Origin of the sequence: Amycolatopsis sp. NPDC051716, assembly GCF_040681595.1 — a bacterium.
Classification (GTDB): Bacteria; Actinomycetota; Actinomycetes; order Mycobacteriales; family Pseudonocardiaceae; genus Amycolatopsis.
The window spans coordinates 57,424-83,052 of the sequence record NZ_JBFAZA010000037.1; the positions used below are offsets into that span (position 1 = coordinate 57,424).

The window sequence follows — 25,629 nt, forward strand, 5'->3', positions numbered from 1 at the left end:
CGGGCCGGCCGGCACCGGTCCGCTTCCGCGTTGTCCGGTACGGGTTTCCGGTCGGGAGTGATCGAAACGCGGTCGCGGGGGACGATCTCCGCCGCGTGTCCGGAACCCGCCGTTCGCGGAGCCGGGCGGCACCGCTCACGGAAGGCTCCGACCACCGCCGCGGCCGTTCGTCACGAGCCGTCACCGAGCCAACGCGGTCCATTACTCCTACCGAGCAGTCTTGATCCGATCGTTACACGTAGCGGGCTCCTCAGTGCACCTGTCCTTGTGAGGGCGAGGGGTGGTGGGGTTTCCGTGTGCGGTCACGACGAGTTCGACGCGTTCTTCCGCGCCGACTTCCCGGCGCTCGTGGCGTTCCTTTGCAAAGCCGGGTTCGAAGTCGAGGCGGCCCGCGACGTCGCCGCCGAGGCGATGCTGCACGCGCTGGAGGCGTGGCCGATCGTCGAGGACCCGCGGGCCTGGGTGCGCCGGGTCGCCGGGCGGCTGATCGACGCCCCGGGCGACGCGCGAGCGGACTGGACCCTCGCGGGCGACCCGCACGACGACGACGAGCTCGCCGGGCTGGTCGAACCGCACGCGGGGCTCATCGAGCTGCTCGCCGCCCTCCCGGGCAAGCAGCGGATGGTGCTGGCGTGGTCGCTCGACGGGTTCACGCCGTCCCAGATCGCGGAGGCGCTCCGGGTCGCCCCCGCGACGGTCCGGTCCACCCTCCGCCACGTGCGGGAACGCCTCAGGCGACTCCGGGCCGCTCGGCCCGGTGACCAGCGGGACAGGAAAAGGTGAGCGAAATGCCGGCAACCGAGTACGGGGATCGGGCGATCACCGAGCAGCTGCGGGAGTCCAACGCCGCGCTGCACGACTCGCTGCGCGCCGGGCTCGACGTGGAGGGAGCCCTGCTGCGCGTCCGCAGCCGGGCGCTGGTCCGGGAGATCGCCGCGACGCAGCCCGCCGAGGTGTTCCCGCCGCACTGGCGGCGCCACGACGAGCCGGTCGCCGCCGCGATCGCCGGTGACGACGCCGCGATCGCACGCCTGCTCGCCACCGTCCGGCCGCTCGTGGTCCGCTACTGCCGCGCGCGCGTCGGCCGGCACGAGCGCTCGTTCACTTCGGCGGACGACGTCGCCCAGGAGGTCTGCCTCGCCGTGCTCACCGCGCTGCCGTCGTACCACGACCAGGGCCGCCCGTTCCTGGCGTTCGTCTACGGCATCGCCCAGCACAAGGTGGCCGACGCCCACCGCGCCGCGGCCCGCAACCGCAGCGACCCGGTACCGGAGGTGCCGGACAGCGTCAGCGAGACGGCCGGGCCCGAGCAGCGGGCGCTGCGGTTCGAGCTGAACGAGCGGCTGGCCCGGCTGCTGGACATCCTGCCCGCGAAGCAGCGGGAGATCGTGGTGCTGCGGGTGGTGGTCGGGCTGTCGGCCGAAGAGACGGCCGCGGCGGTCGGGTCCACGCCGGGGGCGGTGCGGGTCGCGCAGCACCGCGCGCTCGGCCGCCTGCGCCGGTTGCTCACCGGCCAAGAGACTTAGTGCCGGACGCGCTCCAGGACGAACTCGGCCAGTGCCGCCGCCGGGCCTTCCATCGACTCCCGGGCGAGCAGCATGAACTCGATGTCGCCGGGCTCCGGCAGGCCGTCGAGCTCGGTCAGGTCGGCCGGGATCAGGCTGCGCGCGTGCAGGGTGACGCCCAGGCCGGCCGCCGCCGCGGCGCGCAGGCCGGTGAGGCTCGACGTCTGGCACGCCGCGCGCCACTCGAGGCCGGCGCGTTCGAGGCACTCCACGGCCAGCTGCCGGGTGATCGACGGCATCGGGTACTGCACCAGCGGCACCGGTTGGCCCGGCTCCAGCACGGTGGCGGCCGACCCGATCCAGACCAGCGGCTCCCGCCAGAGCAGCCGGCCGTGGTGCGCGCCCGGGCGGCGTTTGCCCAGCACCAGGTCGAGCTGCCCGGACCGCAGCCGCTGGGTCAGCACGTCCGACAGCTCGACGGTCAGCTCCACGTCCACCAGCGGGTGGCTGCGGCGCAGCCGGTGCAGGATCTCCGGTAGCTCGCCCAGCGCGAAGTCCTCGGAGACGCCGAAGCGCACCCGGCCGCGGAGTTCGGCGCCGCGGAAATGCCGCTCCGCGCGCTCTTCGGTGTCGACGACGGTCTGCGCGAACCCGAGCATCGCCTGCCCGCGCGCGGTGAGCTCGACGGTGTGGGTGTCGCGGGCGAACAGCAGGCCGCCGGAGTCGCGCTCGAGCCGTCGCACGTGCTGGCTGATCGTCGGCTGGCCGACTCCCAGCCGCCGGGCGGCCGCGGTGAAGCTGCGCGTCTCGGCGACGGCGAGGAACGAACGGCACAGGCGCGGGTCCAGCACCGGGCGAGCTTATCGTGATTCCCGATGACAGTCAGTCCGGTCATCGGGGTTCCGAATGAGCACCGGGTCGCCGAGAATGGTCGTGGAAGGAGATCCATGTCCTGGTTACGCCTCGACCCGTTCGTCCTCGCGATCCTCGCCACCGTCGGCGTCGCCACCCTGCTGCCCGCCTCGGGCGCGGTGGCCGGCGGCTTCGGCGTCGCCACCACGATCGCCGTCGGCCTGCTGTTCTTCCTGTACGGCGCCCGGCTGTCGACGCAGGAAGCCCTCGACGGGCTGCGGCACTGGCGGCTGCACGCGGTGGTGCTCGCGGCGACGTTCGTCCTGTTCCCGCTGCTCGGCCTGGCGCTGTTCCTCCTGCCGCCGTCGATCCTGCCGGCCCAGCTGGCGGCCGGGGTGCTGTTCCTGGCGGTGCTGCCCTCGACCGTGCAGTCCTCGATCGCGTTCACGTCCATCGCCCGCGGCAACGTCGCGGCGGCGATCTGCAGCGCGTCGCTGTCCAACCTGGCCGGCATCGTGCTGACGCCACTGCTGGTGGCCCTGCTGCTGGCCGGCGACGGCGCGGGCGTCGACGGTTCCGCCGTGCTCGGGATCGTGCTGCAGCTGCTGGCGCCGTTCGTGGCGGGTCAGCTGACGCGCCGCTGGGTCGGCGGCTGGATCACGCGGCACGCGGCGCCGCTGAAACTGGTCGACCGCGGCTCGATCCTTCTGGTCGTCTACACGGCGTTCAGCGCCGGCATGACGGAGGGCATCTGGCACCGGCTCGACCTGGGCCACCTCCTCGTGCTGGTCGTGGTGTGCTGCGCGCTGCTCGCGGCGGTCCTGGCGGCGACGGGCCTGGGCGCGCGCCTGCTGGGCTTCGCCCGCGCGGACCGGATCACGATCGTGTTCTGCGGGTCGAAGAAGAGCCTGGCCAGCGGCCTGCCGATGGCGACGGTGCTGTTCGGGCACGCCCAGGTGGGCCTGATCGTGCTGCCGCTGATGCTGTTCCACCAGATCCAGCTGATCGTCTGCGCCACCCTGGCCCGCCGGTACGCCGCCGAGCAGGAGCGGGAACTCCTGCCGGCCTGACCGGCGAATCCTTTGTGGACGATCAGCAGCACAGCCGCATACACAAGACGTACAAAGGGATCCCGAGTAACGGCGGCGGCCGGCGCAGCGATGCGCGGTGCATCACCACTCAGGAAGGATCTCCATGGGGAACACAGCACGAACCGCGCTCGCCGCACTCGCCGGCGCCGCGGCGGTCACCGCGGGCGCGGTGGCGTTCGCGGGCGCGTCGGCCGCGGCCGGCCCGGCACCGGCACCGGCCGTCCAGGCGGGCCAAGCCACCTGCGTGATCGACAGCGGTGGCTACTGCACGGTGTCCCACGGCCTCGGCGAAGTACCGGAGGCCATCGTGGTTTCACCGATCACGCCGGACGCGGCCGACGGGTATCTGCTCAGCACGGTCCAGGACTCCGCCACCGCCACCACGTTCCGGGTACGGGCGATGGCCACCCAGGACACACCGAAGACGTCCGGCCGGATCCGGTTCAGCTACGCGGCCTACGCCGCGGCGTCGGTACCGGGCACCCCGACACCGCCGGTCACCTCCCGCACGCCGACGTCGGACCTCCCGACCCCGACCTCGACGCCCGGCACCTCCCCCACCCCGACGTCGAACTACCCGACACCGGGCACCTCGCTCGAGCCGACTCCGCCCTTCCCGACATCGGCACCCAGCAGCCGCTGAGCGGAATCCGCGGTCTTCGCCCTGCCCGCCAAGGCTTTCCGTCAACGCGGACGGGGCGAAGGCTTGGTTCCCAGCTCCTCCGCGAAAATGGCGTCGACACGAGAACCCGCGCGCCGCAACGCACGCGCGACCGCCCGCACCAGATAACCGGCCGCGAACACGAGCAACAACGCCAAACCGATGACCCCGGGGTTCGCCACGACGACCTCCCGGTACTCGTGCGCGAGATAGCCCAAACCGGCCCCCGCGGTGAACGCGTTCAGCCACGCCAGCCGGGTGGCCCGGGAAGAGGACGAGGTGGCCGAGCCCATTGCTTCCTCCCGCCGTTCCGGTCAGCGGTGACGCCCTTGCAACCTAAACGAGCCTGCGCCGGTCGGCGGCCACTTCAACCTGTTTGGCCTACCGGATCTGCCCGGATGGCCGCTGTGATAACTTGAAGCGAACTGAGTGTTCTGTGCAGATGCAAACCTCGGGTTGTTCGGGAACCCCGAGGCGAGGGGGCGGTAGCTCAGTTGGTTAGAGCAGGGGACTCATAATCCCTTGGCCGCGGGTTCGAGCCCCGCCCGCCCTACACTCGTGAGCCCGGGCTCGTTGCTTCGCTTCCTCACCCGGGCTCTCTCGTTTCGTTGTTTTCTTCTGGGGGTGCAACCCCCAGACCCCGCCCGGCGGGCTCTGCCCCCGGACCCCCGTCTGGGTCGCCTTGGGTGGCTGGCTCACTGTGTCGTTGGGGGTCGGCTGGGTCACCGTGTTGCCGGGACAGCTTGGGGCGGCTGGGTCACCGTGTCGCTCGCTGGGTTGCGAGAGGGCATGCTCGGAGTTGCGTGCGGGTGCGATGGGGTGGCTAGGTGGTTCATGACCTTGAGCGCGTACCACGTCAGAGCTTCTGTTGCCGTGTCCGATATTGGACGGGCGGTTGCCTTCTACGAAGGGAAGCTCGGGCTGCGGGCTCTGCAGTCCGGGCCCAGTGCCCACATCGCCGAAGGCAGCCGGACCTACGGAGCCGGTGGCGGACCGGCGCTGAACGTGTACCAGTCCGATACCGCCGGGAAGAGCCCAGCCACGCTGGCGACCTGGTACGTCGATGATATCGACAAGGTTGTCGGCGAGCTCACTTCGGCCGGTGTTGAGTTCGCCCGGTATGAGCAACTCGAACACGATGCGCAGGGGATCACCGCCCGGGCCGGTGGTGGACGGATTGCCTGGTTCCAAGACCCGGATGGCAACACCTTCGCCATCGAAGCCGACGTCTGAGCGGGCCTTTGTGGATTCTCTCGTTGTCAGCGCGCTCGGTCGTAGACCATTGCCGTCTCGCCCTTCGCGCCCGCTTCATGGTGGGTCAAGTGCCACTTCGAGGGCGGTAGGCCGTCTTCGAACAAGTGGGGACCCGCTCCCGCTATTTCGGGGCAGATCATCAAGTAGAGGCGGTCCAGCAAGTCCGCTGCCAGGAGTGGTTTGATCACGCTCGCGCTGCTGTTGACGAGGATGTCGCCGCCCCGTTCGGTTTTCAGCTCCGCGATGATTTGCGGGGCCGGTGCGTTCACCAGGCGGGTGTGGTCCCACGGGGCGCTCGGCAACGTTGTCGAGAAGACCACCTTTTCCGCGTCCACCAGCCATTGCGCGTAGGCGCGGTCGCGCGGGTCCGCCTTCTCGTCCGCCGCCACCGTCGGCCAGAAGCCCAGGAAACCCTCCGCGTTGCGGCGACCGAGGACCGCCGTCGTCGCCCCCTCCCAGATCCGGCCCAAGTGGCGGCGCGCGGTTTCCGTCGTGGCGTACGGGAGGATCGCGCCCAGGTCCGCGGGGCCGGCGGGGCCGTGGTAGCGCCCGTCGAGAGTGAGGCTCAGGTTCGCCGTCACCCGGCGGCCGGTCGGCTCGGTCATGGAAGTCAGGCCCTTCGCTCGGAAAGCACGGCGGTGAGGTGGTCGAGCACGTGGCTCCAGCCGGTTTCGATCCCGGCGATGAACGGGACGGCGCCGACGGTCGTCGCGGTGATGCGCAGACCCAGCCGCAGCCGGGTGCCGGCCGCGTCCGGGAGGAGCTCGAGGTCGTAGTGGCCGGTGAACGACGCCGGGCCGGTCACCGCCAGGTCGAACCCGAGGTGGCCGGGCTCGTCGGCGACGCGCACCCGGCCTTCGGCGTGGTACTCGCCGTCGGCGTCCCGGTAGCCGAGCACCACCCGGCCACCCGGCCACGACTCGAGGGTGCACGCGGTCACCGTCATCGACGGCGGCACCCACCAGGACGCGAGCAGGTCCGGGTCCGTCCAGTGCCGCCAGACGGCACCCACCGGCGCGGGCAGCAGGCGGTCGAACGTGAACGAGCGCCCGTCCGCCCACCGGTCCCGGTCCGCGGCCGCCGCGTCCGCCTCGATCGTGGCGCGGTACCGCGCCACGGCGGCCCGCTCACCGGCGTGCGCTTCGGTGGCGTCAGCCAGCTCCCCCAGCCGCGCGGCAAGCGCTTTCAGGGGATCGGCTTCGAGAGCGTGGACGCGCCGACGGCCGAGGGGGAAGACGGTGACCAGGCCGGCGCGGGCGAGGGTCTGCAGGTGCTTGGTGGTCTGCGGCTGCCGGAGCCCGGTCAGTTCGGCCAGCTCCCCGACCGAGCGGGGTCGCTCGGCGAGGAGTTCGACGATGCGCCACCGCGCGGCGTCCCCCAGTGCGGTGGCGATCTCGTCCATGGCCCAAGTATTCACACAGCAGAATATTCACGTCAAGGAATATTTTGGCCGGGTAGCCAGCGCAGCCCGTGCGCGTACCCCAGCTGAGGCGCTGCGAAGGCCTGCGCCACCTCGCACGCGCCGTCCAGGGGCAGCGGCTCGCCCGGTTGGGGCGGATCGGCGAGCACCGAGGGCGGGACGCGGTCCAGGCGCCAGACCACCCGCGGCGGCCGCCGCGGGTCGAAGCGGACGCGCACCTCGAACGACTCGCACGTCACCAGCGGCACGAACACGTACGACGGCCGGATCGGGAGGCCGTCCCGGATGCGGTACACCAGCGAGTACGTGTGGCTGTCGCCGCGGGACAGCGGCCGCGGCAGGTCGAGCAGCCAGCGGAAGTGCCGCTGACCCTCCCGGACGCCGGCGCTGATCCGGACGCCGTGCCGGGCGTCCGCGGCGACGTCGCGCTCGCCGTCGCCGTCCTCGGTGCGGGGCACCGTGAACTGCGCGGCGATCCGGCTGAGGGCGTCGCGGGTGGCCACGATCAGCCGTTCCTCGGTCACCTCCGGCTCGGCGGTGTCGAGCCGGACGAGCACCTTGAGCCGCTTGACGAACCAGCCCTCCTCCGGGTCGGGCACGCCGTCACCCGGCCGTGTGCCGGCCTCGATCTCCGCGGCGAGCCGGGCGAACGACCGGTCGACGCGGCGCCGGGCCGTGCGCTCCGAGACGCGCAGCTGATCCGCGAGCACCCCGATCCGGTCGCTCAGCAGGGCGTGCTGGGTGCCGGGGGCGATGCCCAAGGCGACGTTCACCGCCAGCCTGTCGTCGGCCGGGAATTCCGCGATCGCGGAAGAAATCGCTTCGCGCAGAACGCGGCGCGCGTCGCGATCGCTCGTCGTCCGGTGGATTTCACACCAGCCGGAAACGAGCGGCCCGAGCCGGCTGCGCAGCCGCTCGGCCTCCAATCCCCAGCCGCGCCGTAAGGTGGTGAGTTCCCGGAGCAGCCCGTCTTCGTGTGCCATGGATTTCCAGTGTGGCACGCGCACTTCGGAGCGATCGGCGGCACCGGCTGCGCCGATCAGGTGATTCCGTGGTGGCCACGCATTGGCCAGTTCCCCGCCATTTCGGCCCGGCCGCGGCCTTTTCCGCATCCGCGGCTGCCCGACCATTTCCCCGTCGGGTTTCCGTTCGGCATCGGGGAGGAAGGGTGCTCGACACCACCGGCCCGGCCGACGTCGCCGGCGTCCGGCAGCTGGCCCGCGACGGCCTGCTCGCCGGCTCGGCGGCGGCGGCCCGGCCCCGCGCACTCGCCCGCTTGCGCGGCGGGGTCTACACGGTGGCGTGGCCGCTGGTCTTCACGCGGATCACCAAGCCGATGGAACACCGGCGCCGGCACGCGGACTGCGCCCGCGGGCTCGAATGGCTGCGCCCGGACTGCCTCGACCGCTTCCACGACGACGTTGAGGCGGTGGTGGACCACGCGCTGCGGCGCGCGACGAGCCCGATCGAGAACCTCGAGGGCTGGCTGGCGACCCGCCTCACCCCGGCCACGGTCGACGCGCACCGGCGTCGCCGCGGGGAGATCGGGGCACTGCAGCGGCCGCGCCTGCCGGCGTGGCTGGCCGGCGCGCTCGGGGATGATCCGTGGCTGTGCGACCTGGCTGTGCAGATCTTGGTCTGGGTGGGAGTGCCGGCCACGGCGGGCGCCGAGCTGTGGCCCCTGGACGGCTGGGCGGCGAGGCGCGCCGAGGTCACGGGCGAGCCGCCGGCCACCCGCGACGCCCTCGACCGCGAGGTCGACCGGGTCCTGACCGCGATGCGCACCCGGCCGGCGTGGCACGCGGAGCACGTCGAGCGCCCGCTGGGGCACAAGCAGGCCCCGGTCGCCCCGACGCCGGCCGAGCTCCCGGCCCTGGAACTGGTCGGCGAGCACGAACTGGCGGACGCCCGGCTCGCGGGCTTGGCCGAGCAGGCGTTGCGGGCGATCGAGACCCGGCTGAACCGGGGAGAAGCCCCGGCGGCGGCGGTGACGACGGTGGTCAGGACGGTGTTCGGCGGCCGCGCCCCGGACACCACCGCCCGCGACGATTGGCTGGCGGCGGCGCTGGCGAACCAAGAGCGGCTGGCGGGGATCGTGACCACGGTCCTGGCGATCCTGGACCGCTGAGCCCGGCGGCCGAGCGGCTCTGGCGGCCCCCGCGCGGCCGGGCAACCCGGCGCGGCCGAGTAGCACCGCACGCTCGATCAGCCGCGTGCGGCGGCGCAGCACCGCACGCTCGAGCAGCCCCCACCCGGCCAACCAACCAAACCCACGCGGCCAGCAACCCGGCGCGGCCAAGCAGCCGCGTGCGGCGGCGCAGCACCGCACGCTCGAGCAGCCCCACCCGGCCAACCAAACCCACGCGGCCGAGCAACCCGGCGCGGCCAAGCAGCCCCGCAGCCAAGCAGCCCCGCAGCCGAGCAGCCCGGCGCGGCGGAGCAGCCCGGCGCGGCGGAGCAGCACCGCACGCTCAAGCAGCCACCACGCGGCCAAGGAGCCCCCGCGGCCGAACAGCGCGGCGCAGCGAATATCCCCGCGCGGCTGAGCAGCCCGGCGCGGCCAAGCAGCCCCGTAGCCGAGCAGCCCCGCGCGCACCGACACCAACAGGGCCGACGACGTCATCTCGACCACGCTGACCACCAGCCGACACCGCCGGGGGCGGGAAGGCCCGGTTCCCTGGGAGGGGAACCGGGCCTTCTTCCCGCGTCCACCGGGGCACTCGAGCGTGACTCCCGGTCAGCCGTCCTCGACCGAACGGCGCCGGGCCTCGAACACCGCCGTCAGCACCTCGGGCGCGCAGCCCGCGGCCGTCGCACGCCGGCCCGCCGCCGTCAGCTCGGCCAGCAGGAGCGCGCGTACCGCCGCGCGGGTTGCCTCCGGGAGTCTCGAACAGGGGTCGCTCACTCCCGGCCTCCTCTCTCCCCTCGCACCAGCCTTCCCCTGACGGACACGGGCGTCAGCGCCACCACGGCGGCGGGGGCGACGGGAGCCGCAGCGGGCAGCCGGTGTGGCGGCCCGTCCAGCAGTCCGCCAGCCAGCGGGCCAGCGCGACCGGGCCGAGCAGGCTGTCCTCCCACACCGGCGTCAGCTCGCCCGCCCGGCGCAGCACCGCTTCCGCCGTGCCGCAGAAGGAAACCACCGCCGCGACGGCCGCGTCGGCCCGCTCCCCCGGCCAGGCGACCGCGGCGCCCGGCAGCCGGGCCGGGAAGGCCAGGCCGGTGCCGATGGTGCAGTTGCGCGCCAGCTGCACGGCGAGATCGAACTCGACCGCTTCGGCGTGACGCTGTCTGGCCCGCCAGCGGGGTGAAGCGGCCGCGGCGTACAGCCCGGCCAGCCGGGCGGCTACCAGCCCGTCCCACACCGTCAAGAGCACCGCTCGCGTGTCGGCCGGAGGGGCGTCGGCGAGCTCGTGGGTGACGGCGCTGAGCCAGGCACACGGGTCCTTGACTTGACGATCAGCGACGACGGTCACGGCTGTCAGTTTCCCACCGCCACCCGCGGGCAACCCCAAGATGATCATGGTTCACCCGAGGACCACCCGGTCGGTGGCGGACCGTTGAGCGGCGCCGTAACCCGATCGGGCACTGGGCGTGACCGAATCGTCACAGGTGTGCGATCATGTCGGCGCTCAGTGCCGAGCACATCCCCTCGCCCCTCCCCGCGAAAGGCCCCGAACACCCGTGATCAAGATCAGCAAGAGCCGGGCCGGCACCCCGCGCGTCACCTTCAGCCTCCCGATCGGCGCGCCGCCCGGCCGGGTGAGCGTCGTGGGCACGTTCAACGACTGGACCCCCGGCCGCCACCACCTCACGCCGCGGTCCAACGGCCGCCGGTCGGCGTCGGTCGACGTGGCGCCGGGCACGGTCCTGCACTTCCGCTACCTCGGTGAGGACGGGCACTGGTTCGACGACCCCGACCTGCCCGACCGCGCCGACGGCAACTGCGTCTGCGCGACCTCCTGACAGCGCCGGCAGCTCAGGCCCGGCGGCGGCGCTTCCCCGCGCCCCCGCCCGTGTTCCGCCGGGCCGGTTTCGCCGCCTTGGCCGCTTTCGCCGCGGCGGGCTTGCGCTCAAGCCGCTGACGTTCGGCCGGTGCCGCCGGGCGCCCGCGCGTGCTGTTCACCGTCCGGCCGCGAACGATCCCGATGAACTGCTCCATCAGGTCCGTCGTCTCCTCTTCCGGCCACGACAGCGCGACGCTCGACTGCGGCGCGTCCTCCACCGGCCGGTAGGTGAGGTCACGGCGGTGGTGCAGCCGGGCGATCGACTGCGGGACGACGAGCACGCCCACGCCGGCCGCGACCAGCTCAATCGCGTCGGCCGTGGTCTCGGGCCGCGAAACCGCCGGGCGGCCCGGCAGCGCCGGCCACTCCAGCGTGTCGTCGAGCGGGTGCAGCACGACCTCGTCCGCCAGGTCGCCGGTGGACACTTCGTCCGCCGCCGCGATCAGGTGGTCCTTGGGCACCACCACGACCGTCGTCTCGGTGTAGAGCGGGATCGCGTGCAGGCCGTCCCGGTCGATCGGGGAGCGCAGCAAGGCCGCGTCGGCGTCGCGAGCGCGCAGCAGCGCCGCGGCGTCCGCGGCGGCGACCGGGACGAGGGTCAGCGGCACCTCCGGGACCCGCTCGCCCCAGGTCCGCACCCACTTGGCGGGGGTCGCTCCCGGGACGTACGCGAGCTTGAAAGAGGTCACCGGGTCAGGTTACCGGGAGTGACGCTGGCTACCCTGGACGGCATGACGTCGCACAAGACCGCCCAGACGATGAAGCCCGCGACCGCGGCGAAGAAGCTGGGCGTGTACCTCGAAGCCACCCCCGCGGAGTTCCGGGAGGGCGTCGTGACGCGCGACGAGCTGAACGCGCTGCAGGCCGACCCGCCGGAGTGGCTGCGCGAACTGCGCCGCACGGGCCCCCACCCGCGGCCGGTGGTCGCGGCGAAGCTGGGCGTCTCCATCGGCGGCCTCACCCGCGGCGGCATCACCGAGCCGCTGACCACCGAACAGATCGACGCGCTCAAGGCGGAAAGCCCCGACTGGCTGGTGCGGGAGCGCGCCACCCAGGCCGAGGTGCGGAAGGAAACGGTGCGGGTGAAGGAAAACAAGAGCTGAGCCGGGCCACGAGGACATGACGACCGACGTTTCGCCCGAGCGAGCGGACCGCCTCGACGCCGAAGACGAACTCGCCGCCTTCCGCGAGCGGTTCGTGCCGATCACCGATCCCGGTGTCGTGGCCTACCTCGACGGGAACTCGCTCGGGCGGCCGCTGCGGGCCACCGCCGAACGGCTGCGGGAGCTCGTCGAGCACGAGTGGGGCGGGCGGCTCATCCGGGCCTGGGAGGAGCGCTGGCTCGCCCTCCCCGAACAACTCGGGGACGAGCTGGGCCGCGTCGCGCTCGGGGCCGCGCCCGGGCAGACCATCGTCGCCGACTCGACGTCCGTCTGCCTCTACAAGACGCTGCGAGCGGCCGTCGCGCTGCGGCCGGAGCGGGACGAGATCGTCACCGACACCGCGAACTTCCCCACCGACCGGTTCCTCGTCGAGAGCGTCGCCGCCGAACTCGGGCGCACCGTCCGGTGGATCGAGACCGGCGACGTCCACCCCGGAGCCGTCGCCGCGGTCACCGGGCCGCGAACCGCGGCGGTCGTGCTGTCCCATGTGGACTACCGGACGGCGGCGATCACCGACCTGGCCGCCGTCACGCGGGTGGTGCACGAGCGCGGCGGCCTCGTCGTCTGGGACCTCTGCCACAGCGTGGGCTCGCTCCCCGTCGAGCTGGACGCGGCGGGCGCCGACTTCGCCGTCGGCTGCACCTACAAGTTCCTCAACGCCGGGCCCGGCGCGCCCGCGTTCCTCTACGTCAACGCCCGCCACCACGCGGAGTTCGGCCAGCCCGTCACCGGCTGGATGGGCGCGGCCGACACCTTCGGCATGGCCGAGAAGTACGTGCCCGCGCCCGGCATCCGGCGGGCGCTTTCCGGCACGCCGCCGGTGCTCGGCATGGTGGGCGTCCAGGAAGGCGTGGCACTGCTGGCGGAAGCGGGGATCGACCGCGTGCGGGCCAAGGCCGTCGCGCTGGGCCGGTGGGTGCTCGCCCTCGCCGACGCGTGGCTCGTCCCGCTCGGGTTCACGATCGCCTCCCCGCGTGACGACGACCGCCGCGGCGGCCACGTCACCCTCCGCCACCCGGACGCCGAACGGCTTTCCCGCGTCCTCATCGAACACGGCGTGCTCATCGACTTCCGCCGTCCCGACGGCATCCGCATCGGGCTGAGCCCGCTCACCACCGGCTTCGCCGAGGTCCGGCGGGCGATGGACCGCATCCGCGAACTCGCCGGCTGACGGGCACCGAGCCGGTCCGGCCGGTCCACACGATAAATAGTAGCCATGTACTTAGTAGCCATGTACAGTTTCTGGCATGAGCACTCCCGGTCACCTCGTCTGGCGGCTTTCCACGAAGTGGCGGGTCGCGGTGGATCGCGCCCTCGCCCCGATCGGGCTGACGCACGCGCAGTACGTCTTCCTGTCCTCGCTCTCCGGGCTGGAGCGCGCCGGGGCGAGGCCGAGCCAGCGCGAGCTGGCCGACCACACCGGCCTGGAAGCGCTCTACGTCTCCAAACTCGCCCGCGCACTCGACGCCGAAGGGCTCGTCGAACGCACCCGCGACCCGGCCGACACCCGGACCGTCCGGCTGCGCCTCACCACCCGCGGGCGGGAGGTGACCGAGCCGGCGATCGCCACCGTGGCCGAACTGCTCGACCGGCTCCTCGCCCCGCTCGGCGGGCGGACCGGCGAGCGCACCGCGGCGCTGGCGCGCGAGCTCACCCTCCTCCTCGACACCCCGCTCGAGTCCTGAAAGGACTTCCATGCTGCACCACGAAGAAACCGGCACCGGCACCCCGATCGTCTTCCTGCACGGCAATCCCTCGTCGTCGCACAGCTGGCGCCACATCCTCCCGCACGTCGGCGCCGGGCGGCTGCTGGCTCCCGACCTGATCGGCATGGGCCGGTCGCCGAAGCCGGACATCGCCTACACCTTCGCCGACCACGCCGACCACCTCGACGCCTGGTTCGACGCGCTCGGCCTGGACGACGTCGTCCTCGTCGGCCACGACTGGGGCGGCGCGCTCGCCTTCGACTGGGCCGCCCGGCACCCCGGCCGGGTCCGCGGGCTCGCGTTCTTCGAGACCATCGTGAAGCCGATGGCCTGGGACGACCTGACCCCGCAGGCGGCCGAGCGGTCGCGCAAGATCCGCACGCCGGGCGCCGGCGAGGACTTGGTGCTGACGTGGGACCTCTTCATCCGCCAGGCGTTCACCGGCGGGGTGCGCACCCCGCTCGGCGACGAAGAGCTGGCCGCCTTCCTCGCCCCGTTCCCGACGCCCGAAAGCCGCCGTCCGGTCCTCGCCTGGGCGCGTCAGCTGCCCCTGGGCGGCGCCCCGGCCGAGCTGGTCACCCGGATCGAGGCCTACGACGAGTGGCTGGCGGCCGGCGAGAGCACCCCGAAGCTGCTCATCACGTTCGAAGGCTCACCGACGCTGCTGATCGGCGAGAAGATGGCGCAGTGGTGCGCCGATCACATCGCCGCACTGGAGGTCGTCGCCGGCGGGGAGGCCGGGCACCACGCCCAGGAGGACCGGCCGAAGGAGATCGCCGCGGAAATCGCGGCCTGGCTGGACCGGCACGGCCTTCGCTGACGTTCCCGCCGGCCTCACGTGTGCCGCAACGACGGGTTCGCCGTCACCCCGAGCACCCGCGCCGCGACCCACGCCAGGCCGTCGGCGGTGCGGGCCGGGGTGTCCGACGGTTGCATGACGTGGCTGAGGACCGTGCGGACGACCAGGTCGATCACCACGTCGATCCGATCGGCGGTGAGCGGCGGGCGGTAGGCCGCGACGCGATCGGCCACCATGGCCTTCGCCTGGGCGAGCAACGCGCCCGAGTCGGTGGTCAGCAGCGGGAGGAGCTCGGGGGCGGTGCCGTGCGTCGCCGAGACGATCGCGCGCAGCAGCGTGTTGTCGTGGGCGAGTTCGAGGACCGCGCGGACGGCGTCGTAAATCGCCTCGACCAGGTCGTCCGGGTGGCGGTCGAAGGCGGCGCCGACCACCGAGAGGAACCGGCCGAGCTCGTGCGCGACCATCGCTTCGGCCAGCGCGGCCTTGGAGCCGATCTCGTTGTACACGGTCTGGCGGCTGACGCCCGCCAGCTCGGCCAGGCGGGCCATCGTGACGGCCGGCCAGCCGGACCGGGCGGTCAGCTCGATCGCCGCCGCGATGATCGGCCGCCGGTGCTGACCACCTTCCGCCGGCACCGGAACCGCCCCGCTCATGATCGGCATTCTAGGTCGTGCCGCCCCCGGCCGGGGCAACCCGCCCCGGCGCGACGAAGTCGACCTTGTCGCGCACGCCGCAGTCCGGGCAGCACCAGGAGTCCGGGATCGCCGCCCACGGCGTGCCGGCCGGGAAGCCCTCCCGCGGGTCGCCGCGCTGCTCGTCGTAGACGTACCCGCAGCCGGGGCACATGCCGCCTTCGGTGGCGTCGCCGCGGGTGTCGGCGACTTCGCGCGCGGCCGCCGTGACGCGGGTTCCGTAGCGGGCCAGCACCTTCGCCCGCTTGCCCGGCTGGATGTTGGCGCGCGAGATGTCGCCGCCGTAGTGGGCGAGCACCCGCGGGTCCATCACCCGGCGCCACAGCGGCGGGACGAGCGCCAGCACGATCATCCCGGCGTACCCGGTGGGCAGCACCGGCGACTCGGCGAAGTCGCGAAGGGTCTGGTAGCGGCGGGTCGGGTTGGCGTGGTGGTCGCTGTGCCGCTGCAGGTGGTAGAGCAGCACGTTCGTGGCGATGTTGTTGGAGTTCCAGCTGTGACTGGGGTCGACGCGCTCGTACCGGCGCCGCCCCGGGGCGCCGACCCGCTGCCGCAGCATGCCGTAGTGCTCCATGTAGTTGACGACCTCCAGCAGCGAAAACCCGACGACGGCCTGGATCACGAGGTAGGGCAGGACACCCACGCCGAGCCAGGCGACCATCGCCGCCCACAGCACCGCGGACATCAGCCAGGCGTTGAGCACGTCGTTGCCGAGCCGGTAGGGGTGGCGATCGCGCCGGGCGTAGCGCTTGCGCTCCAGCCGCCACGCCGACTTCAGCGAGCCGAACACCGTGCGGGGCCAGAAGCGGTAGAAGCTTTCGCCGACGCGGCTGCTCGCCGGGTCCTCCGGGGTCGCCACGCGGACGTGGTGGCCGCGGTTGTGCTCGATGTAGAAGTGCCCGTAGCAGCTCTGCGCCAGCGCGATCTTCGACAGCCACCGCTCGTGGCTTTCCTTCTTGTGGCCCAGTTCGTGCGCGGTGTTGATGCCGATCCCGCCGACGCACCCGATCGACACGGCGAGCCCGATCTTGTCCACCACGGTGAGCTCACCCCGCGCGATCAGCCAGCACGCGGCCGCGAAGCCGAGGTACTGGACGGGCAGGAAGGCGAAGGTGATCCAACGGTAGTAGCGGTCGTTCTCCAGCCGCGCGATGACGTCGTCGGGCGGGTTGCTCCGGTCGAGCCCGGCGACCAGGTCGATGGCGGGCACGATCACGAGGATCACGACCGGCCCGATCCAGAACCAGCCACCCCACCCGGTGGCGGCGTGCAGCCCGATGGCCAGGAACGCCAGGGACGGCACGACCAGGCCGATCAGCCACAGGTACCGCTTGCGGTCGCGCCACAGCTCGGTCGAGCCGGCGGGCACGGTCCCGATCGCTTCGCCCATCACACCCTCCTTGGCGGACTGCGTTGACAGGAGGGTAAGCGATGTCCAGTCAGGTTGACAATGTTTGAGCACCTGTAAAGCTGCTCGCCCCACCCTCGGACACGCTGCGAGTTCGCTCATCCGCACCGGACTCCCCCGCCGGGAGAGACTTCCGGGCAGTGCCCGTTCCCTTCTTTGCTCCGCCGTCAACCACCGCACACACCGAAGCGGCGGAATTCACTTTCACCCGTTCGGACCAGCGATCGGCATCCCTAAATAGGTCACAACGCCAGTACCTGAGGAAATGCCGGTAATCGTCCCGAAGCAGACAGTAAACGCTGTTCGCCGTCGGGCGGACGAGTGTCCGGAAGCCGGGTCGCACCGACCGGGTGTCAGGGGTTCGTGGTAAAAAACGGACCCTGATCGATTCTGCGGCAACACGGAGGGTGAGGCGAAGACGGGTGACGGCGGCCGCTGTGTCCCATCGTCGTGTCCGCTTCCTCGTCCGGGTCCCCATTCCTCGCCGACCGTCACTCAGGAGTTCGTGAACCGCCGTGCTGAACAAAGACCCCCGGGACGAGTCGGACAAGCCGTACGACAAGTCGATCCGCAAAAGGCTGACCAGGACCGTTCTCATTCCCAGCGTGACGCTGCTGGTGCTGTGGATCGCTGTCTCGTCGTACTTCCTCTTCAATGGCGTTTACGTCCGGCTGGTCGCCGCTTCCGTGCGCGAGGTGTCGATCCCCGCCGCCACCGCGCTGGCCGAGTTCCAGAAGGAACGCCAGACCGCCCTGCAGTACCTTGATGACCCCGCGCTCGGCCCGGCCCGGCTCCAGCAGCAGCAGAAGGCCACCGACGCCAAGCTTTCCGAGCTGAAGGACGCGTTCGCCGCGACCATCTCCAACGCGCCGGACGAGATCGCGTCCAAGGTGAACGCGCTGAAGTCGCAGTTCGACCAGCTGCCCGTGCTGCGCTCGCAGATCAGCTTCCGCAGCATCGACCGGGCTCAGGTCAACAGCTACTACAACGGCGTGATGGACACCGCGTCCAACCTCTTCGACACCCAGGCCCGGATCGTCCCCGACTCCGAAGCCGCGACCGGCGGCATCACGGCGACCTCGGTCTTCCGCGCCGGCGACATGATGTCGCGCGAGACGTCGCTGGTCTCGACCGCGTTCTCCGCCGGTACCTTCGCACCCGACGACTTCGCCCAGTTCGCGCAGCTGTCCGGGCTCTACCGGACCCAGCTGACGCAGATCGCGCCCTTCCTCGACCCCAGCGTCCGCGACCGGTACCAGGCGCTGACCACCAGCACGGCCTGGCGGCAGCTGGGGACGGCCGAAGCGGCGCTGGTCAAGCACGGCCCGTGGACCGCCAGTGAGCAGAAGTCCGTGCCGGTGTCCGAAACGGACTGGGAGAACGCGACGAACCAGGTCGCCCAGGGCCTCAACGACCTCGCCATCACCCAGGCGGACAAGGTTTCGGCCGCCGCGATCGACTCCGGCGACGCCCAGCTGCGCAACGTCATCATCGGCAGCATCGTGGCCCTGCTGGCGTCGCTGGCGGCGATCATCGTCGCGGTGCGGGTGTCCCGCTCGCTCGTCGACCGCGCGCTGATGACGCGCCTCGCGCGGCTGCGCAACGACTCCCTCGACCTCGCCCGCAACCGGCTGCCGGACATCGTGGCGCGGCTGAAGAACGGTGAAGCCGTCGACCTGAAGGAAGAACTCCCCCGGCTCGACCACGGCCGCGACGAGATCGGGCAGGTGGCCGAGGCGTTCAACGTCGCCCAGCTGACCGCGGTCAACGCCGCGGCGAGCGAGGCCAAGGCCCGCAGCGGTGTGCACAACGTGTTCCTCGGCATCGCGCACCGCAACCAGGTCCTCGTCCACCAGCAGCTGCAGATCCTCGACGAGATGGAAGCGCGCGAGGACGACTCGACGCAGCTGGCGTCGCTGTTCCAGCTCGACCACCTCGCCGCGCGCGCCCGCCGCACCACCGAAAACCTGATCATCCTCGGCGGCAAGCAGCCCGGCCGCCGCTGGCGCAAGCCGGTCGCGCTGATGGAGGTGCTGCGCGCCGCCGTCTCGGAAACCGAGCAGTACGCCCGGGTCCAGGTCGAGCAGGTGGCCGACGTCGCGATCCTCGGCGCCGCGGTGGCCGACACGATCCACCTCGTGGCCGAGCTCGTCGACAACGCGACGTCGTTCTCGCCGCCCGGCTCGCCGGTCGAGGTGACCAGCCGGATGGTCGCGCGCGGTGTCGTCGTCGACGTGTCGGACCAGGGGCTCGGCATGAAGGACGGCGTCCGCGAGTGGGCCAACGCGATGATGGCCGAGGCCCCCGAGTTCGACGCGATGGCACTGCGAGCCGACTCCAGCCTCGGCCTGTTCGTGGTCGCGCGCCTGGCCGCCCGGCTCGGCATCACCGTCACCTTCGACCCATCCCGCTACGGCGGCCTGCGCGCCACCGTCCTCATCCCCACCCAGCACCTGGCCGGCGAGGACGCCGACCGGGCCGACGGCTCCGGGTCCACGCCGGCGGAGGACACCGCGGTCCTCGCGCCGGTCGGCGCCCCGGCGTCCCAGGCAGCAGCAGAAAGCCCGCTCCGCACGATGGACACGCCCAGCTCGTTCAGCGGCCAGATCCCGATGAAGCGAGACACCAAGCCGAGGCCGTACCCGGCACGTGCCCTCACCCCGCCCGACGCGCTGCCCTCCGTGCCGGCGGCGGCGCCGGAGCCGGTCGCCGTGAGTCCGGCAACGGACGTGCGGCCGACCGACGACCGGCCCCGGCTGCCCCGGCGGGAGCCGCAGCAGAACCTCGTCGCCCAGCTGGAGAACGAACCCGACGACAGCGCCGACGACGTCGTGGCGCCGGGGGAAGGCACCGCGCGCACGCTCGCGGCGTTCCACAAGGGCACCCGCCGCGGGCGCGGCGGACCGGACGACGACTCGTAATTCCCCCGACCACACACGGAAGTCCACACAGGAAAGTCAGGGTCTGAAGTCGAATGAACGAGTACGGGAGCCCCAAACCCGATCTCAACTGGCTGCTCGACGACATGGTGAACCGCGTGGTCGGCGCGCAGAACGCCATCGTGCTGTCCGCCGACGGGCTGCTGATCGGCAAGTCGGCCGGGATGAGCAAGGACGACTCGGACCAGCTTTCGGCCATCGCCTCCAGCTTGCAAAGCCTCGCCAAGGGGGTGAGCAAGCAGTTCAACCGCGGCCCGGTGCTGCAGAACATGATCGAGATGGAACGCGGCTACCTGTTCGTCTCCGCGGCCGGGCAGGGTGCCTGCCTCGCGGTGCTGGCCGCGGACAACGTCGACGTCGAAATGATCGCCTACGAGATGAGCCGGCTCGTCAAGCGGGTCGGTGACTACATGGCGTCCGCGCCGCGGGAAGCGGCGTCGGTCCTCCGGGAGGCCACATGAGTGCCGAAGACGGCTGGTACGACGAAGCCGCCGGGCCGCTGGTCCGGCCGTACACGATCACCAGCGGCCGGACGCCGGCCGGTACCGCGCGGCTCGACCTTTCCACGCAGGTGATGACGCTGCGGTCGGAGCAGGAGCCGGCCGGGCTGGGCCCGGAGCACGTGGCGATCGTGCAGCTGTGCCGCCACCCGGTGTCCGTGGCCGAGATCGCCGTCTACGTCAAGATCCCGCTCGGGGTCGTGCGGGTGCTCGTCGGCGACCTGATCGAACGCGGCCTCGTCATCACGCGCTCCCCTGCCCACAACCCGGCGCAGGCGCCGGACCTCGAAACACTCCAGGCGGTTCTCGATGGCCTCATCAAGTACTGACGGCACGGGGGCGGACATGGTCCCCACGCCGGTCAAGATCATCATCGCGGGCGGTTTCGGCGCGGGGAAGACCACGATGGTCGGTTCGGTCAGCGAGATCCCGCCGCTGACCACCGAAGAGGTGCTCACCGAGGCGAGCGCCGGCGTCGACGACCTGTCCGGCGTCGAGCGGAAGACGACCACGACGGTCGCGCTGGACTTCGGCCGGATCACCATCTCGCCGCGGCACGTGCTGTACCTGTTCGGGACGCCGGGCCAGGCGCGCTTCTGGTTCATGTGGGACGACCTGGCCCGCGGGGCGATCGGGACGGTCGTGCTGGTCGACACCCGGCGGCTGGAGACCAGCTTCGCCGCGATCGATTTCTTCGAACGCCGGAAGATCCCGTTCGTCGTCGCGGTGAACTGCTTCGACAACGCGCCGCGCTACACCGCCGACGAGATCCGCGAGGCACTGGTCGTCCCGGACCGTGTGCCGATCGTCATGTGTGACGCACGCGACCGCGATTCCAGCAAGCTCGCGCTGATCCGGCTCGTCAAGCACGCGATGACCGTGGTGCCGGCCGCCCGGGTCTGAGACCTGCGCGTTGTCCGCTTTTGTCCCGTCAGGACACCCGCCGGTGTCCGTTGTGGCCCTCCGTGGCCGCAGTGGACACCGGCGTACCCACATGGCGCAATTGACTGGACCACCCGGGTGCAGACTTTTAGTTGAGCAAGCATCCAACTGATAGCATCCGCTCGTGACGAGTCGCGTGCCGGAGTTTCCTGAATATATAAGGGAAAACTATCCGGCGGAGGGTCGTCTGTTCGGTGACTTTCTGTGCGGAATGTGGTCGACCGCGTGCGAAGCGCTCGACGTCCCCCTCGAACAGTCGGTCCGGACCACCGGGATGCTGCGGGCCCTGCTGCCGCCGTGGGCGCACGAGCGGATCGGCCCGGTCCCCGTCCAGCCGTCCTATGTGGCGGACGACGGCTTCCCGGCCGAGATGTCGGTCAACTGGTCCGGCGCGCGGCCGGAACTGCGAGTGCTGTTCGACAGCCTCGGCCACGAGGTGGTTTGGCCTGGTGAGAGCGTTTTCCGGACCCGGCGCCTCGACCACGTCCGCGAGACGTTCACCCCGCGCGCGGGCCGGCCGTCCCCGGCACCGCTGTGGCATTCGATCGCCTGGCGGCCCCCCTCCGGCGTGGTCCACAAGACGTACTTCGGGCTGTACTCGTGGCCGCACGCGCACCGCGAGGCCGCGGTGACCGAAGCCATGGCGCGGCTCGGGTTGGCCGCGGCCTGGGCCGACGCCCGCCGGCGCGTCGAAACCGTCGAAGGCGACCGCGAGATCGAGTTCTTCGCCGTCGACCTGACCGACGACGCCCAGGCCCGCGTGAAGATCTACTACCGCAACCACGACGCCGACCTCGCCGAGGTCGAGCGCGTCGCCGCGGTGGCGCTGCACCACGACTCCCGCCAGGCGCGAGCGGCCTACCGGACGCTGGCCGGCGAAGACGCCGACGCCGGCGAGGCGGCCTTGAGCTGCCTGGCGTTCCGATCCGGTGTGGACCGCGCCGCCGAGTCCACGACGTACCTCCGGCTGCCCGCCCTCGTGCCGGACGACCGCGAAGCCGTGGAGCGCACGGCCGCGCTGCTGCACGACCACGGCGTCGACCCCGGCCGGTTCCGCGCCCTCGCCGCCGCGCTGGCGCCCGGGCCGCTGAGCGGCAGCCGGGGGGTCCTGGAACTGGTGAGCTTCCGCGCGGCGGGCCGCCACGGCGACGTGACCACGTACTTCCGGTTCCCGGTCTACGACCGGCCGCCGCCCTCCCCCCTTTCGCCCGTCGATCTCGGATAGTCCACCGTGAAGGAGCAGATCGTGACCGAGCAGGACGTCGAGCGGGTCGCCCGCCACAACGAGCAGCGGCAACGGGAGTACGAGGCGTCGGACCTGATCCGGCTGCTGACCGACGAGAACACCACGGCCGAAACGAAGAAGGCGGTCCTGACGTACCTGCAGCCGTGGTCGAACGCGTTCCAGCGGATGATCAGCGCCCGGGTCACCTTCGAGAGCGACCCGGAGCTGCGCGCGCTCGCCTGCGAACACCAGGCGGAAGAGGTCGGCCACGACAAGATCCTGGCCCGCAGCCGCGCGGAGGACCGGGAGCTGGTCTGGGACCCGGTCATCGAGATGGGCGCGTCCTGGTTCGTCGACCAGTTCGCGATCCTGCCCGGCGTGCAGCGCGCGGCCTTGGCCCACCTGGCCCTGGAGGCCGGCAGCCTGGTGTTCAGCCAGGCCGGCACGCGCGCGTTCCCCGACGACGAATACTTCGAGCTGCACGACGAAGCGGACGTCGAACACCTCGAGATGGGCTACGAAGTGCTGCGGCGGCGCGGCGACTGGACGCCGGAAGCGGTGATCACGGTCCTGGACCGCGCGTGGCAGGTGATCGGCGTGGTCTCCGACCGCATCGCCGAGTGCGCCCGCCGCGATACGGTGGCCGCATGACGACCACCGAACCGGCGGCCGCGGCGCGCGAAATCGCCGCCGAGGCCGCCCGGGCCTACCAGGAAGCCTTGGGAGAGCGCCTGATCGGCGCCTACGTGCTGGGCAGCCTGTCCTACGGCGGCTACTCCGCGGCCGCCAGCGACATCGACCTGGCCCTGGTCCTCACCGAAATCGGCGACGGCGACCGTTCGGCGGTCGAGAGCACGACGGCGGCGTTGCAGGAACGGAGCCCGTTGCACCGCAAGCTTTCGGTGTTCTGGGCCTCGTTGCCGGCCTTGCGCGAAGGCCGCGACGACGGCCGCTTCCCGGCCCTGGACCGCTTGCAGCTGGCCGACGACGGCCGGGTCCTGGCCGGTTCGGACGTCCGCGCCGAGATCGCCCGGCCTTCCGCCGCGGAGCTGCTGCTGGAGAGCGCCGGCTTCGCGATCGCGGTGCTGGCGACGGACGAGGTGACGGCCGAGTTCCGCACACCGAAGCGGCTGCTGGTGGACAAGGTGTGGTTCACGAAGGCGGTGCTGTTCCCGGTCCGCTTCCTGTATTCGGGAACGACGCCGACGGGCCGCGCGGCGAACAACGACGAAGCGATCGACTGGTACCTGGGATTGGCCGACGCACCGGCGGCGTCACTGGTCCGGTTGGCGCGGGAGGTCCGCGCCGGTCACCCGCTGGAGCCGGCCGAGGTGGAACCGGAGCTGGCGGCGGGGCTGGTTCCGCTGTACCGCTATTACATCGAGGCGGAGACCCGGCGGCTACGCGAGACCGGAGCACCCGAGGACCTGGTCGACGCGTTCACCGACTGGGACAAGCGGCTGAGCTGAGGCACCTCCCGGCGGCGTGCGGGGAAGCACACCGCCGGGCCGCTCTCCCCTCCGCACGGCCGGCGTGTCAGCGCAGGGTCAGCGGCGTCTCCGCCTCCACCCGGGTCAGCTTCTCCGGGTTCCGCACGAAGTAGAGCCCGCTGATCCGGCCGCCCTCGATGCGGACCGCCATGATCCCGTCGAACGAGCCGTCCACGTGCAGGGCCAGCGCCGGGTTGCCGTTCACCACCACCGGTGCGCTCGTCAGCTCCACGGCGACCTTGCCGATGCCGCCGATCATGAAGCGGCCCACCTTGTCCGCCCCGGCCACCGGGCGCAGGGCCGCCTGCTTGACCCCGCCGCCGTCGCTGAGCAACACCACGTCCGGCGCGAGCAGATCCAGCAACCCCTGCAGATCCCGGCCCTCGATCGCCCGCTGGAAGCTTTCCAGCACCGCCCGGGTCTCCTGAGCCGAAACCACCTCGCGCGGACGTCGGGCATCGACGTGCCGCCGCGCGCGATGGGCGATCTGGCGGACCGCGGCCGGGGTCTTCCCCACGGCTTCGGCGATTTCGTCGTACCCGAGGTCGAACACCTCGCGCAGCACGAACACCGCGCGTTCGGTCGGCGCCAGCGTCTCGAGAACCAGCATCAACGCCATCGACACGCTTTCCGCCAGCTCGACGTCCTCGGCCACGTCCGGCGTGGTCAACAGCGGCTCCGGCAGCCACGGGCCGACGTAAGCCTCCTTGCGGCGCTTCATCGTGCGCAGCCGGTTGAGCGCCAGGCGGGTCGTGATGCGGACCAGGTACGCGCGCTCGTCGCGCACTCCCGGCTGGTCGACGTCGGCCCAGCGCAGCCACGTCTCCTGCAGGACGTCCTCCGCGTCGGCCGCCGAGCCGAGCATCTCGTACGCGACGGTGAACAGCAGGTTCCGGTGGGCGACGAACGCCTCGGTCATGACCTCTCCTCTGCTCATGCCGGGAAGGGACCGAACCGGCCCCAGGCGACGAACGCCGCCACGGCCAGGTAGGCCAGGTTCAGCAGGGCGAACGCGGCGCTGCCGTGGCGGACGTGGGTGATCATCGCACCCACCATCAGCAGCACCCAGCAGACGGCGGTCACCGGCACCAGCGCCGGCGCGATCCCGGTCAGCGCGGGCAGGATCAGCCCGGCCGCCGCGAGCAGCTCCAGCGCTCCGAGGCCCTTGACGAAGCCGGGAGCGGCGTCGGCCGTCCATTCCCCACCCGGGGCCGCGGCCAGCTTCTCCTGGCGCACGAACACTTTGCTGACACCTCCGGTCAAGGCCACGACGGCGAGCAAGCCGGCCGCGATCCACAGGACCAGATTCATGACGTTCTCCTCTCGAACGGTGTGCGGCCTCAAGACACCGGCCGGGGAGAACCTGTGACAGCGTTGATTCTGTACCTACTAGTATGTACAGTTACGTCTCATGGGAACCCGGGACCAGCTCGTCGACAGCGCTCGCGAGCTGCTGTGGGAACGCGGCTACGTCGGCACCAGCCCCAAGGCCATCCAGCAGCGGGCGGGCGCCGGCCAGGGCAGCATGTACCACCACTTCGCCGGCAAGAAGGACCTCGCGCTGGCCGCCGTGCGGCGCAGCGCCGAGGAACTGCTGGCCGCCGCCGACACGCAGCTGCGCTCGCCCGGCACCGCCGTCGAGCGCATCACCGCCTACCTGCGGCGCGAGCGCGAAGTGCTCCGGGGCTGCCCCCTCGGCCGGCTCACCCAGGACCCCGACATCGTCGCCGACCCGATCCTGCGCGCCCCGGTGGACGAGACCTTCGCGCACCTGCGCGCCCGGCTGGCCGAGGTCCTCGGCGAAGGCCGCGACGCGGGTGAGCTGCCCGCCACCCTGGACCCCACCGCCCTCGCCGCCACGATCGTCGCCGTCCTGCAGGGCGGTTACGTGCTGGCCCGCGCCGCGAACTCCCCCGAGCCGTTCGACCAGGCCGTCTCCGGCGTGCTCGCGCTGCTCACCACCCGCTAGCCCCAGGAG

Annotated in this window: 31 protein-coding genes and 1 tRNA gene; 20 read left to right on the top strand and 12 right to left on the bottom strand. The window is 71.9% G+C overall.

Annotated features, from left to right (window positions below; translation table 11 throughout):
• Positions 1 to 294: 294 nt before the first annotated feature.
• Both AB0M30_RS37695 and shbA read left to right on the top strand, forming a co-directional pair.
• Positions 295 to 783, top strand: coding sequence for a sigma-70 family RNA polymerase sigma factor (locus AB0M30_RS37695; RefSeq protein ID WP_364594306.1), 489 nt, complete (start codon positions 295 to 297; stop codon positions 781 to 783).
• 170 nt (positions 784 to 953) lie between these two features.
• Complete coding sequence (gene shbA, locus AB0M30_RS37700) at positions 954 to 1,526, top strand: RNA polymerase sigma factor ShbA (RefSeq protein WP_364594475.1); 573 nt, start codon at positions 954 to 956, stop codon at positions 1,524 to 1,526.
• Here shbA and AB0M30_RS37705 read toward each other — a convergent pair.
• Positions 1,523 to 2,356 (bottom strand): LysR substrate-binding domain-containing protein, encoded by an 834-nt coding sequence (locus AB0M30_RS37705; RefSeq protein WP_364594308.1) that lies wholly within the window; start codon positions 2,354 to 2,356, stop codon positions 1,523 to 1,525. The two genes, shbA and AB0M30_RS37705, sit on opposite strands and share 4 nt — an antisense overlap.
• A 96-nt stretch (positions 2,357 to 2,452) precedes the next feature.
• Between AB0M30_RS37705 and AB0M30_RS37710 the strand changes: the two genes are divergently transcribed.
• On the top strand, positions 2,453 to 3,427 hold the full coding sequence (locus AB0M30_RS37710) for a bile acid:sodium symporter family protein (protein WP_364594311.1): 975 nt from the start codon (positions 2,453 to 2,455) through the stop codon (positions 3,425 to 3,427).
• A 124-nt stretch (positions 3,428 to 3,551) separates the two neighbouring features.
• Positions 3,552 to 4,091 (top strand): hypothetical protein, encoded by a 540-nt coding sequence (locus AB0M30_RS37715; RefSeq protein ID WP_364594314.1) that lies wholly within the window; start codon positions 3,552 to 3,554, stop codon positions 4,089 to 4,091.
• A 41-nt stretch (positions 4,092 to 4,132) separates the two neighbouring features.
• Here the strand turns inward: AB0M30_RS37715 and AB0M30_RS37720 are convergent, their stop codons facing one another.
• Positions 4,133 to 4,402 (bottom strand): hypothetical protein, encoded by a 270-nt coding sequence (locus AB0M30_RS37720; RefSeq protein ID WP_364594317.1) that lies wholly within the window; start codon positions 4,400 to 4,402, stop codon positions 4,133 to 4,135.
• Positions 4,403 to 4,588: 186 nt separating this feature from the next.
• Here AB0M30_RS37720 and AB0M30_RS37725 point away from each other — a divergent pair.
• Together AB0M30_RS37725 and AB0M30_RS37730 are read left to right on the top strand one after the other, a co-directional pair.
• Positions 4,589 to 4,662, top strand: a tRNA-Ile gene (locus AB0M30_RS37725).
• A 281-nt stretch (positions 4,663 to 4,943) separates the two neighbouring features.
• Positions 4,944 to 5,342, top strand: a complete 399-nt coding sequence (locus tag AB0M30_RS37730; protein ID WP_364594319.1) for a VOC family protein — start codon at positions 4,944 to 4,946, stop codon at positions 5,340 to 5,342.
• 26 nt (positions 5,343 to 5,368) lie between these two features.
• On the opposite strand, the gene AB0M30_RS37735 is transcribed toward AB0M30_RS37730, so the two are convergent.
• From AB0M30_RS37735 to AB0M30_RS37745, 3 genes are read right to left on the bottom strand one after another with little or no spacing between them, the layout of a single operon-like run.
• Positions 5,369 to 5,968 carry a dihydrofolate reductase family protein gene (locus tag AB0M30_RS37735; protein ID WP_364594322.1) on the bottom strand — a complete coding sequence of 200 codons (600 nt, stop codon included), beginning with the start codon at positions 5,966 to 5,968 and terminating at the stop codon, positions 5,369 to 5,371.
• 5 nt (positions 5,969 to 5,973) lie between these two features.
• Positions 5,974 to 6,765: a metalloregulator ArsR/SmtB family transcription factor gene (locus AB0M30_RS37740; RefSeq protein ID WP_364594325.1), complete on the bottom strand. Its 792-nt coding sequence runs from the start codon at positions 6,763 to 6,765 to the stop codon at positions 5,974 to 5,976.
• Positions 6,766 to 6,797: 32 nt separating this feature from the next.
• Positions 6,798 to 7,766 (bottom strand): hypothetical protein, encoded by a 969-nt coding sequence (locus AB0M30_RS37745; RefSeq protein WP_364594328.1) that lies wholly within the window; start codon positions 7,764 to 7,766, stop codon positions 6,798 to 6,800.
• 185 nt (positions 7,767 to 7,951) lie between these two features.
• Here AB0M30_RS37745 and AB0M30_RS37750 point away from each other — a divergent pair, with 185 nt between their 5' ends.
• Positions 7,952 to 8,911: a hypothetical protein gene (locus AB0M30_RS37750; protein ID WP_364594331.1), complete on the top strand. Its 960-nt coding sequence runs from the start codon at positions 7,952 to 7,954 to the stop codon at positions 8,909 to 8,911.
• 609 nt (positions 8,912 to 9,520) lie between these two features.
• On the opposite strand, the gene AB0M30_RS37755 is transcribed toward AB0M30_RS37750, so the two are convergent.
• Together AB0M30_RS37755 and AB0M30_RS37760 are read right to left on the bottom strand one after the other, a co-directional pair.
• A complete protein-coding gene (locus tag AB0M30_RS37755) occupies positions 9,521 to 9,688 on the bottom strand; it encodes a hypothetical protein (RefSeq protein WP_364594334.1) in 168 nt (55 codons plus the stop codon).
• Between the two features lie 52 nt (positions 9,689 to 9,740).
• Positions 9,741 to 10,256, bottom strand: a complete 516-nt coding sequence (locus AB0M30_RS37760; protein ID WP_364594337.1) for a hypothetical protein — start codon at positions 10,254 to 10,256, stop codon at positions 9,741 to 9,743.
• Positions 10,257 to 10,464: 208 nt separating this feature from the next.
• On the opposite strand from AB0M30_RS37760, the gene AB0M30_RS37765 reads away from it, so the two are divergent.
• Positions 10,465 to 10,746 carry an isoamylase gene (locus AB0M30_RS37765; protein ID WP_364594340.1) on the top strand — a complete coding sequence of 94 codons (282 nt, stop codon included), beginning with the start codon at positions 10,465 to 10,467 and terminating at the stop codon, positions 10,744 to 10,746.
• A gap of 13 nt (positions 10,747 to 10,759) precedes the next feature.
• Here the strand turns inward: AB0M30_RS37765 and AB0M30_RS37770 are convergent, their stop codons facing one another.
• Positions 10,760 to 11,476 (bottom strand): LysR substrate-binding domain-containing protein, encoded by a 717-nt coding sequence (locus AB0M30_RS37770; RefSeq protein ID WP_364594343.1) that lies wholly within the window; start codon positions 11,474 to 11,476, stop codon positions 10,760 to 10,762.
• Between the two features lie 42 nt (positions 11,477 to 11,518).
• Here AB0M30_RS37770 and AB0M30_RS37775 point away from each other — a divergent pair, with 42 nt between their 5' ends.
• The 4 genes from AB0M30_RS37775 (at position 11,519) to AB0M30_RS37790 (ending at position 14,476) form a co-directional block, all read left to right on the top strand.
• Positions 11,519 to 11,890: a DUF5997 family protein gene (locus AB0M30_RS37775; RefSeq protein WP_364594346.1), complete on the top strand. Its 372-nt coding sequence runs from the start codon at positions 11,519 to 11,521 to the stop codon at positions 11,888 to 11,890.
• A gap of 16 nt (positions 11,891 to 11,906) precedes the next feature.
• Positions 11,907 to 13,121 (top strand): aminotransferase class V-fold PLP-dependent enzyme, encoded by a 1,215-nt coding sequence (locus AB0M30_RS37780; RefSeq protein WP_364594349.1) that lies wholly within the window; start codon positions 11,907 to 11,909, stop codon positions 13,119 to 13,121.
• A 76-nt stretch (positions 13,122 to 13,197) separates the two neighbouring features.
• Entirely contained in the window at positions 13,198 to 13,635 is a 438-nt protein-coding gene (locus tag AB0M30_RS37785) for a MarR family transcriptional regulator (protein ID WP_364594352.1), read from the top strand.
• A gap of 10 nt (positions 13,636 to 13,645) precedes the next feature.
• Entirely contained in the window at positions 13,646 to 14,476 is an 831-nt protein-coding gene (locus tag AB0M30_RS37790; protein ID WP_364594355.1) for a haloalkane dehalogenase, read from the top strand.
• A 14-nt stretch (positions 14,477 to 14,490) separates the two neighbouring features.
• Here the strand turns inward: AB0M30_RS37790 and AB0M30_RS37795 are convergent, their stop codons facing one another.
• Positions 14,491 to 15,117, bottom strand: coding sequence for a TetR family transcriptional regulator (locus AB0M30_RS37795; RefSeq protein WP_364594358.1), 627 nt, complete (start codon positions 15,115 to 15,117; stop codon positions 14,491 to 14,493).
• A 1-nt stretch (position 15,118) separates the two neighbouring features.
• A complete protein-coding gene (locus AB0M30_RS37800) occupies positions 15,119 to 16,537 on the bottom strand; it encodes a fatty acid desaturase (RefSeq protein ID WP_364594361.1) in 1,419 nt (472 codons plus the stop codon).
• Positions 16,538 to 17,070: 533 nt separating this feature from the next.
• On the opposite strand from AB0M30_RS37800, the gene AB0M30_RS37805 reads away from it, so the two are divergent.
• The 7 genes from AB0M30_RS37805 (at position 17,071) to AB0M30_RS37835 (ending at position 23,630) form a co-directional block, all read left to right on the top strand.
• Positions 17,071 to 19,476: a nitrate- and nitrite sensing domain-containing protein gene (locus tag AB0M30_RS37805; RefSeq protein WP_364594364.1), complete on the top strand. Its 2,406-nt coding sequence runs from the start codon at positions 17,071 to 17,073 to the stop codon at positions 19,474 to 19,476.
• 53 nt (positions 19,477 to 19,529) lie between these two features.
• The gene (locus AB0M30_RS37810) at positions 19,530 to 19,955 is read left to right on the top strand and encodes a roadblock/LC7 domain-containing protein (RefSeq protein WP_013228184.1); all 426 of its coding nucleotides are present in this window, start codon (positions 19,530 to 19,532) and stop codon (positions 19,953 to 19,955) included.
• Positions 19,952 to 20,323 (top strand): DUF742 domain-containing protein, encoded by a 372-nt coding sequence (locus AB0M30_RS37815; protein WP_103338558.1) that lies wholly within the window; start codon positions 19,952 to 19,954, stop codon positions 20,321 to 20,323. The genes AB0M30_RS37810 and AB0M30_RS37815 overlap by 4 nt, the downstream gene beginning before the upstream one ends.
• Before the next feature lie 16 nt (positions 20,324 to 20,339).
• On the top strand, positions 20,340 to 20,897 hold the full coding sequence (locus tag AB0M30_RS37820; RefSeq protein WP_013228186.1) for an ATP/GTP-binding protein: 558 nt from the start codon (positions 20,340 to 20,342) through the stop codon (positions 20,895 to 20,897).
• Between the two features lie 250 nt (positions 20,898 to 21,147).
• The gene (locus AB0M30_RS37825; protein ID WP_364594367.1) at positions 21,148 to 22,161 is read left to right on the top strand and encodes a hypothetical protein; all 1,014 of its coding nucleotides are present in this window, start codon (positions 21,148 to 21,150) and stop codon (positions 22,159 to 22,161) included.
• A 21-nt stretch (positions 22,162 to 22,182) separates the two neighbouring features.
• Positions 22,183 to 22,812: a hypothetical protein gene (locus tag AB0M30_RS37830; RefSeq protein ID WP_364594370.1), complete on the top strand. Its 630-nt coding sequence runs from the start codon at positions 22,183 to 22,185 to the stop codon at positions 22,810 to 22,812.
• Positions 22,809 to 23,630: a hypothetical protein gene (locus AB0M30_RS37835; protein WP_364594373.1), complete on the top strand. Its 822-nt coding sequence runs from the start codon at positions 22,809 to 22,811 to the stop codon at positions 23,628 to 23,630. The genes AB0M30_RS37830 and AB0M30_RS37835 overlap by 4 nt, the downstream gene beginning before the upstream one ends.
• Before the next feature lie 67 nt (positions 23,631 to 23,697).
• Here the strand turns inward: AB0M30_RS37835 and AB0M30_RS37840 are convergent, their stop codons facing one another.
• Both AB0M30_RS37840 and AB0M30_RS37845 read right to left on the bottom strand, forming a co-directional pair.
• On the bottom strand, positions 23,698 to 24,570 hold the full coding sequence (locus tag AB0M30_RS37840; protein WP_364594376.1) for an RNA polymerase sigma-70 factor: 873 nt from the start codon (positions 24,568 to 24,570) through the stop codon (positions 23,698 to 23,700).
• A 14-nt stretch (positions 24,571 to 24,584) separates the two neighbouring features.
• Positions 24,585 to 24,962, bottom strand: a complete 378-nt coding sequence (locus AB0M30_RS37845) for a DoxX family protein (protein ID WP_364594379.1) — start codon at positions 24,960 to 24,962, stop codon at positions 24,585 to 24,587.
• Positions 24,963 to 25,062: 100 nt separating this feature from the next.
• Here AB0M30_RS37845 and AB0M30_RS37850 point away from each other — a divergent pair, with 100 nt between their 5' ends.
• Entirely contained in the window at positions 25,063 to 25,620 is a 558-nt protein-coding gene (locus tag AB0M30_RS37850; RefSeq protein WP_364594382.1) for a TetR/AcrR family transcriptional regulator, read from the top strand.
• The last annotated feature ends 9 nt before the right edge of the window (positions 25,621 to 25,629 follow it).

Bases quoted from the DNA above. Each gene is read 5' to 3' on its own strand.
- AB0M30_RS37790 (WP_364594355.1), top strand. From the start codon at position 13,646: ATGCTGCACCACGAAGAAACCGGCACCGGCACCCCGATCGTCTTCCTG.
- AB0M30_RS37720 (WP_364594317.1), bottom strand. From the start codon at position 4,402: ATGGGCTCGGCCACCTCGTCCTCTTCCCGGGCCACCCGGCTGGCGTGG.
- AB0M30_RS37745 (WP_364594328.1), bottom strand. From the start codon at position 7,766: ATGGCACACGAAGACGGGCTGCTCCGGGAACTCACCACCTTACGGCGC.
- AB0M30_RS37735 (WP_364594322.1), bottom strand. From the start codon at position 5,968: ATGACCGAGCCGACCGGCCGCCGGGTGACGGCGAACCTGAGCCTCACT.
- AB0M30_RS37815 (WP_103338558.1), top strand. From the start codon at position 19,952: ATGAGTGCCGAAGACGGCTGGTACGACGAAGCCGCCGGGCCGCTGGTC.
- AB0M30_RS37845 (WP_364594379.1), bottom strand. From the start codon at position 24,962: ATGAATCTGGTCCTGTGGATCGCGGCCGGCTTGCTCGCCGTCGTGGCC.
- AB0M30_RS37810 (WP_013228184.1), top strand. From the start codon at position 19,530: ATGAACGAGTACGGGAGCCCCAAACCCGATCTCAACTGGCTGCTCGAC.
- AB0M30_RS37730 (WP_364594319.1), top strand. From the start codon at position 4,944: ATGACCTTGAGCGCGTACCACGTCAGAGCTTCTGTTGCCGTGTCCGAT.
- AB0M30_RS37820 (WP_013228186.1), top strand. From the start codon at position 20,340: ATGGTCCCCACGCCGGTCAAGATCATCATCGCGGGCGGTTTCGGCGCG.
- AB0M30_RS37825 (WP_364594367.1), top strand. From the start codon at position 21,148: ATGTGGTCGACCGCGTGCGAAGCGCTCGACGTCCCCCTCGAACAGTCG.
- AB0M30_RS37775 (WP_364594346.1), top strand. From the start codon at position 11,519: ATGACGTCGCACAAGACCGCCCAGACGATGAAGCCCGCGACCGCGGCG.
- AB0M30_RS37780 (WP_364594349.1), top strand. From the start codon at position 11,907: ATGACGACCGACGTTTCGCCCGAGCGAGCGGACCGCCTCGACGCCGAA.
- AB0M30_RS37710 (WP_364594311.1), top strand. From the start codon at position 2,453: ATGTCCTGGTTACGCCTCGACCCGTTCGTCCTCGCGATCCTCGCCACC.
- AB0M30_RS37840 (WP_364594376.1), bottom strand. From the start codon at position 24,570: ATGACCGAGGCGTTCGTCGCCCACCGGAACCTGCTGTTCACCGTCGCG.
- AB0M30_RS37715 (WP_364594314.1), top strand. From the start codon at position 3,552: ATGGGGAACACAGCACGAACCGCGCTCGCCGCACTCGCCGGCGCCGCG.
- AB0M30_RS37795 (WP_364594358.1), bottom strand. From the start codon at position 15,117: ATGCCGATCATGAGCGGGGCGGTTCCGGTGCCGGCGGAAGGTGGTCAG.
- AB0M30_RS37850 (WP_364594382.1), top strand. From the start codon at position 25,063: ATGGGAACCCGGGACCAGCTCGTCGACAGCGCTCGCGAGCTGCTGTGG.
- AB0M30_RS37800 (WP_364594361.1), bottom strand. From the start codon at position 16,537: ATGGGCGAAGCGATCGGGACCGTGCCCGCCGGCTCGACCGAGCTGTGG.
- AB0M30_RS37740 (WP_364594325.1), bottom strand. From the start codon at position 6,765: ATGGACGAGATCGCCACCGCACTGGGGGACGCCGCGCGGTGGCGCATC.
- AB0M30_RS37835 (WP_364594373.1), top strand. From the start codon at position 22,809: ATGACGACCACCGAACCGGCGGCCGCGGCGCGCGAAATCGCCGCCGAG.
- AB0M30_RS37785 (WP_364594352.1), top strand. From the start codon at position 13,198: ATGAGCACTCCCGGTCACCTCGTCTGGCGGCTTTCCACGAAGTGGCGG.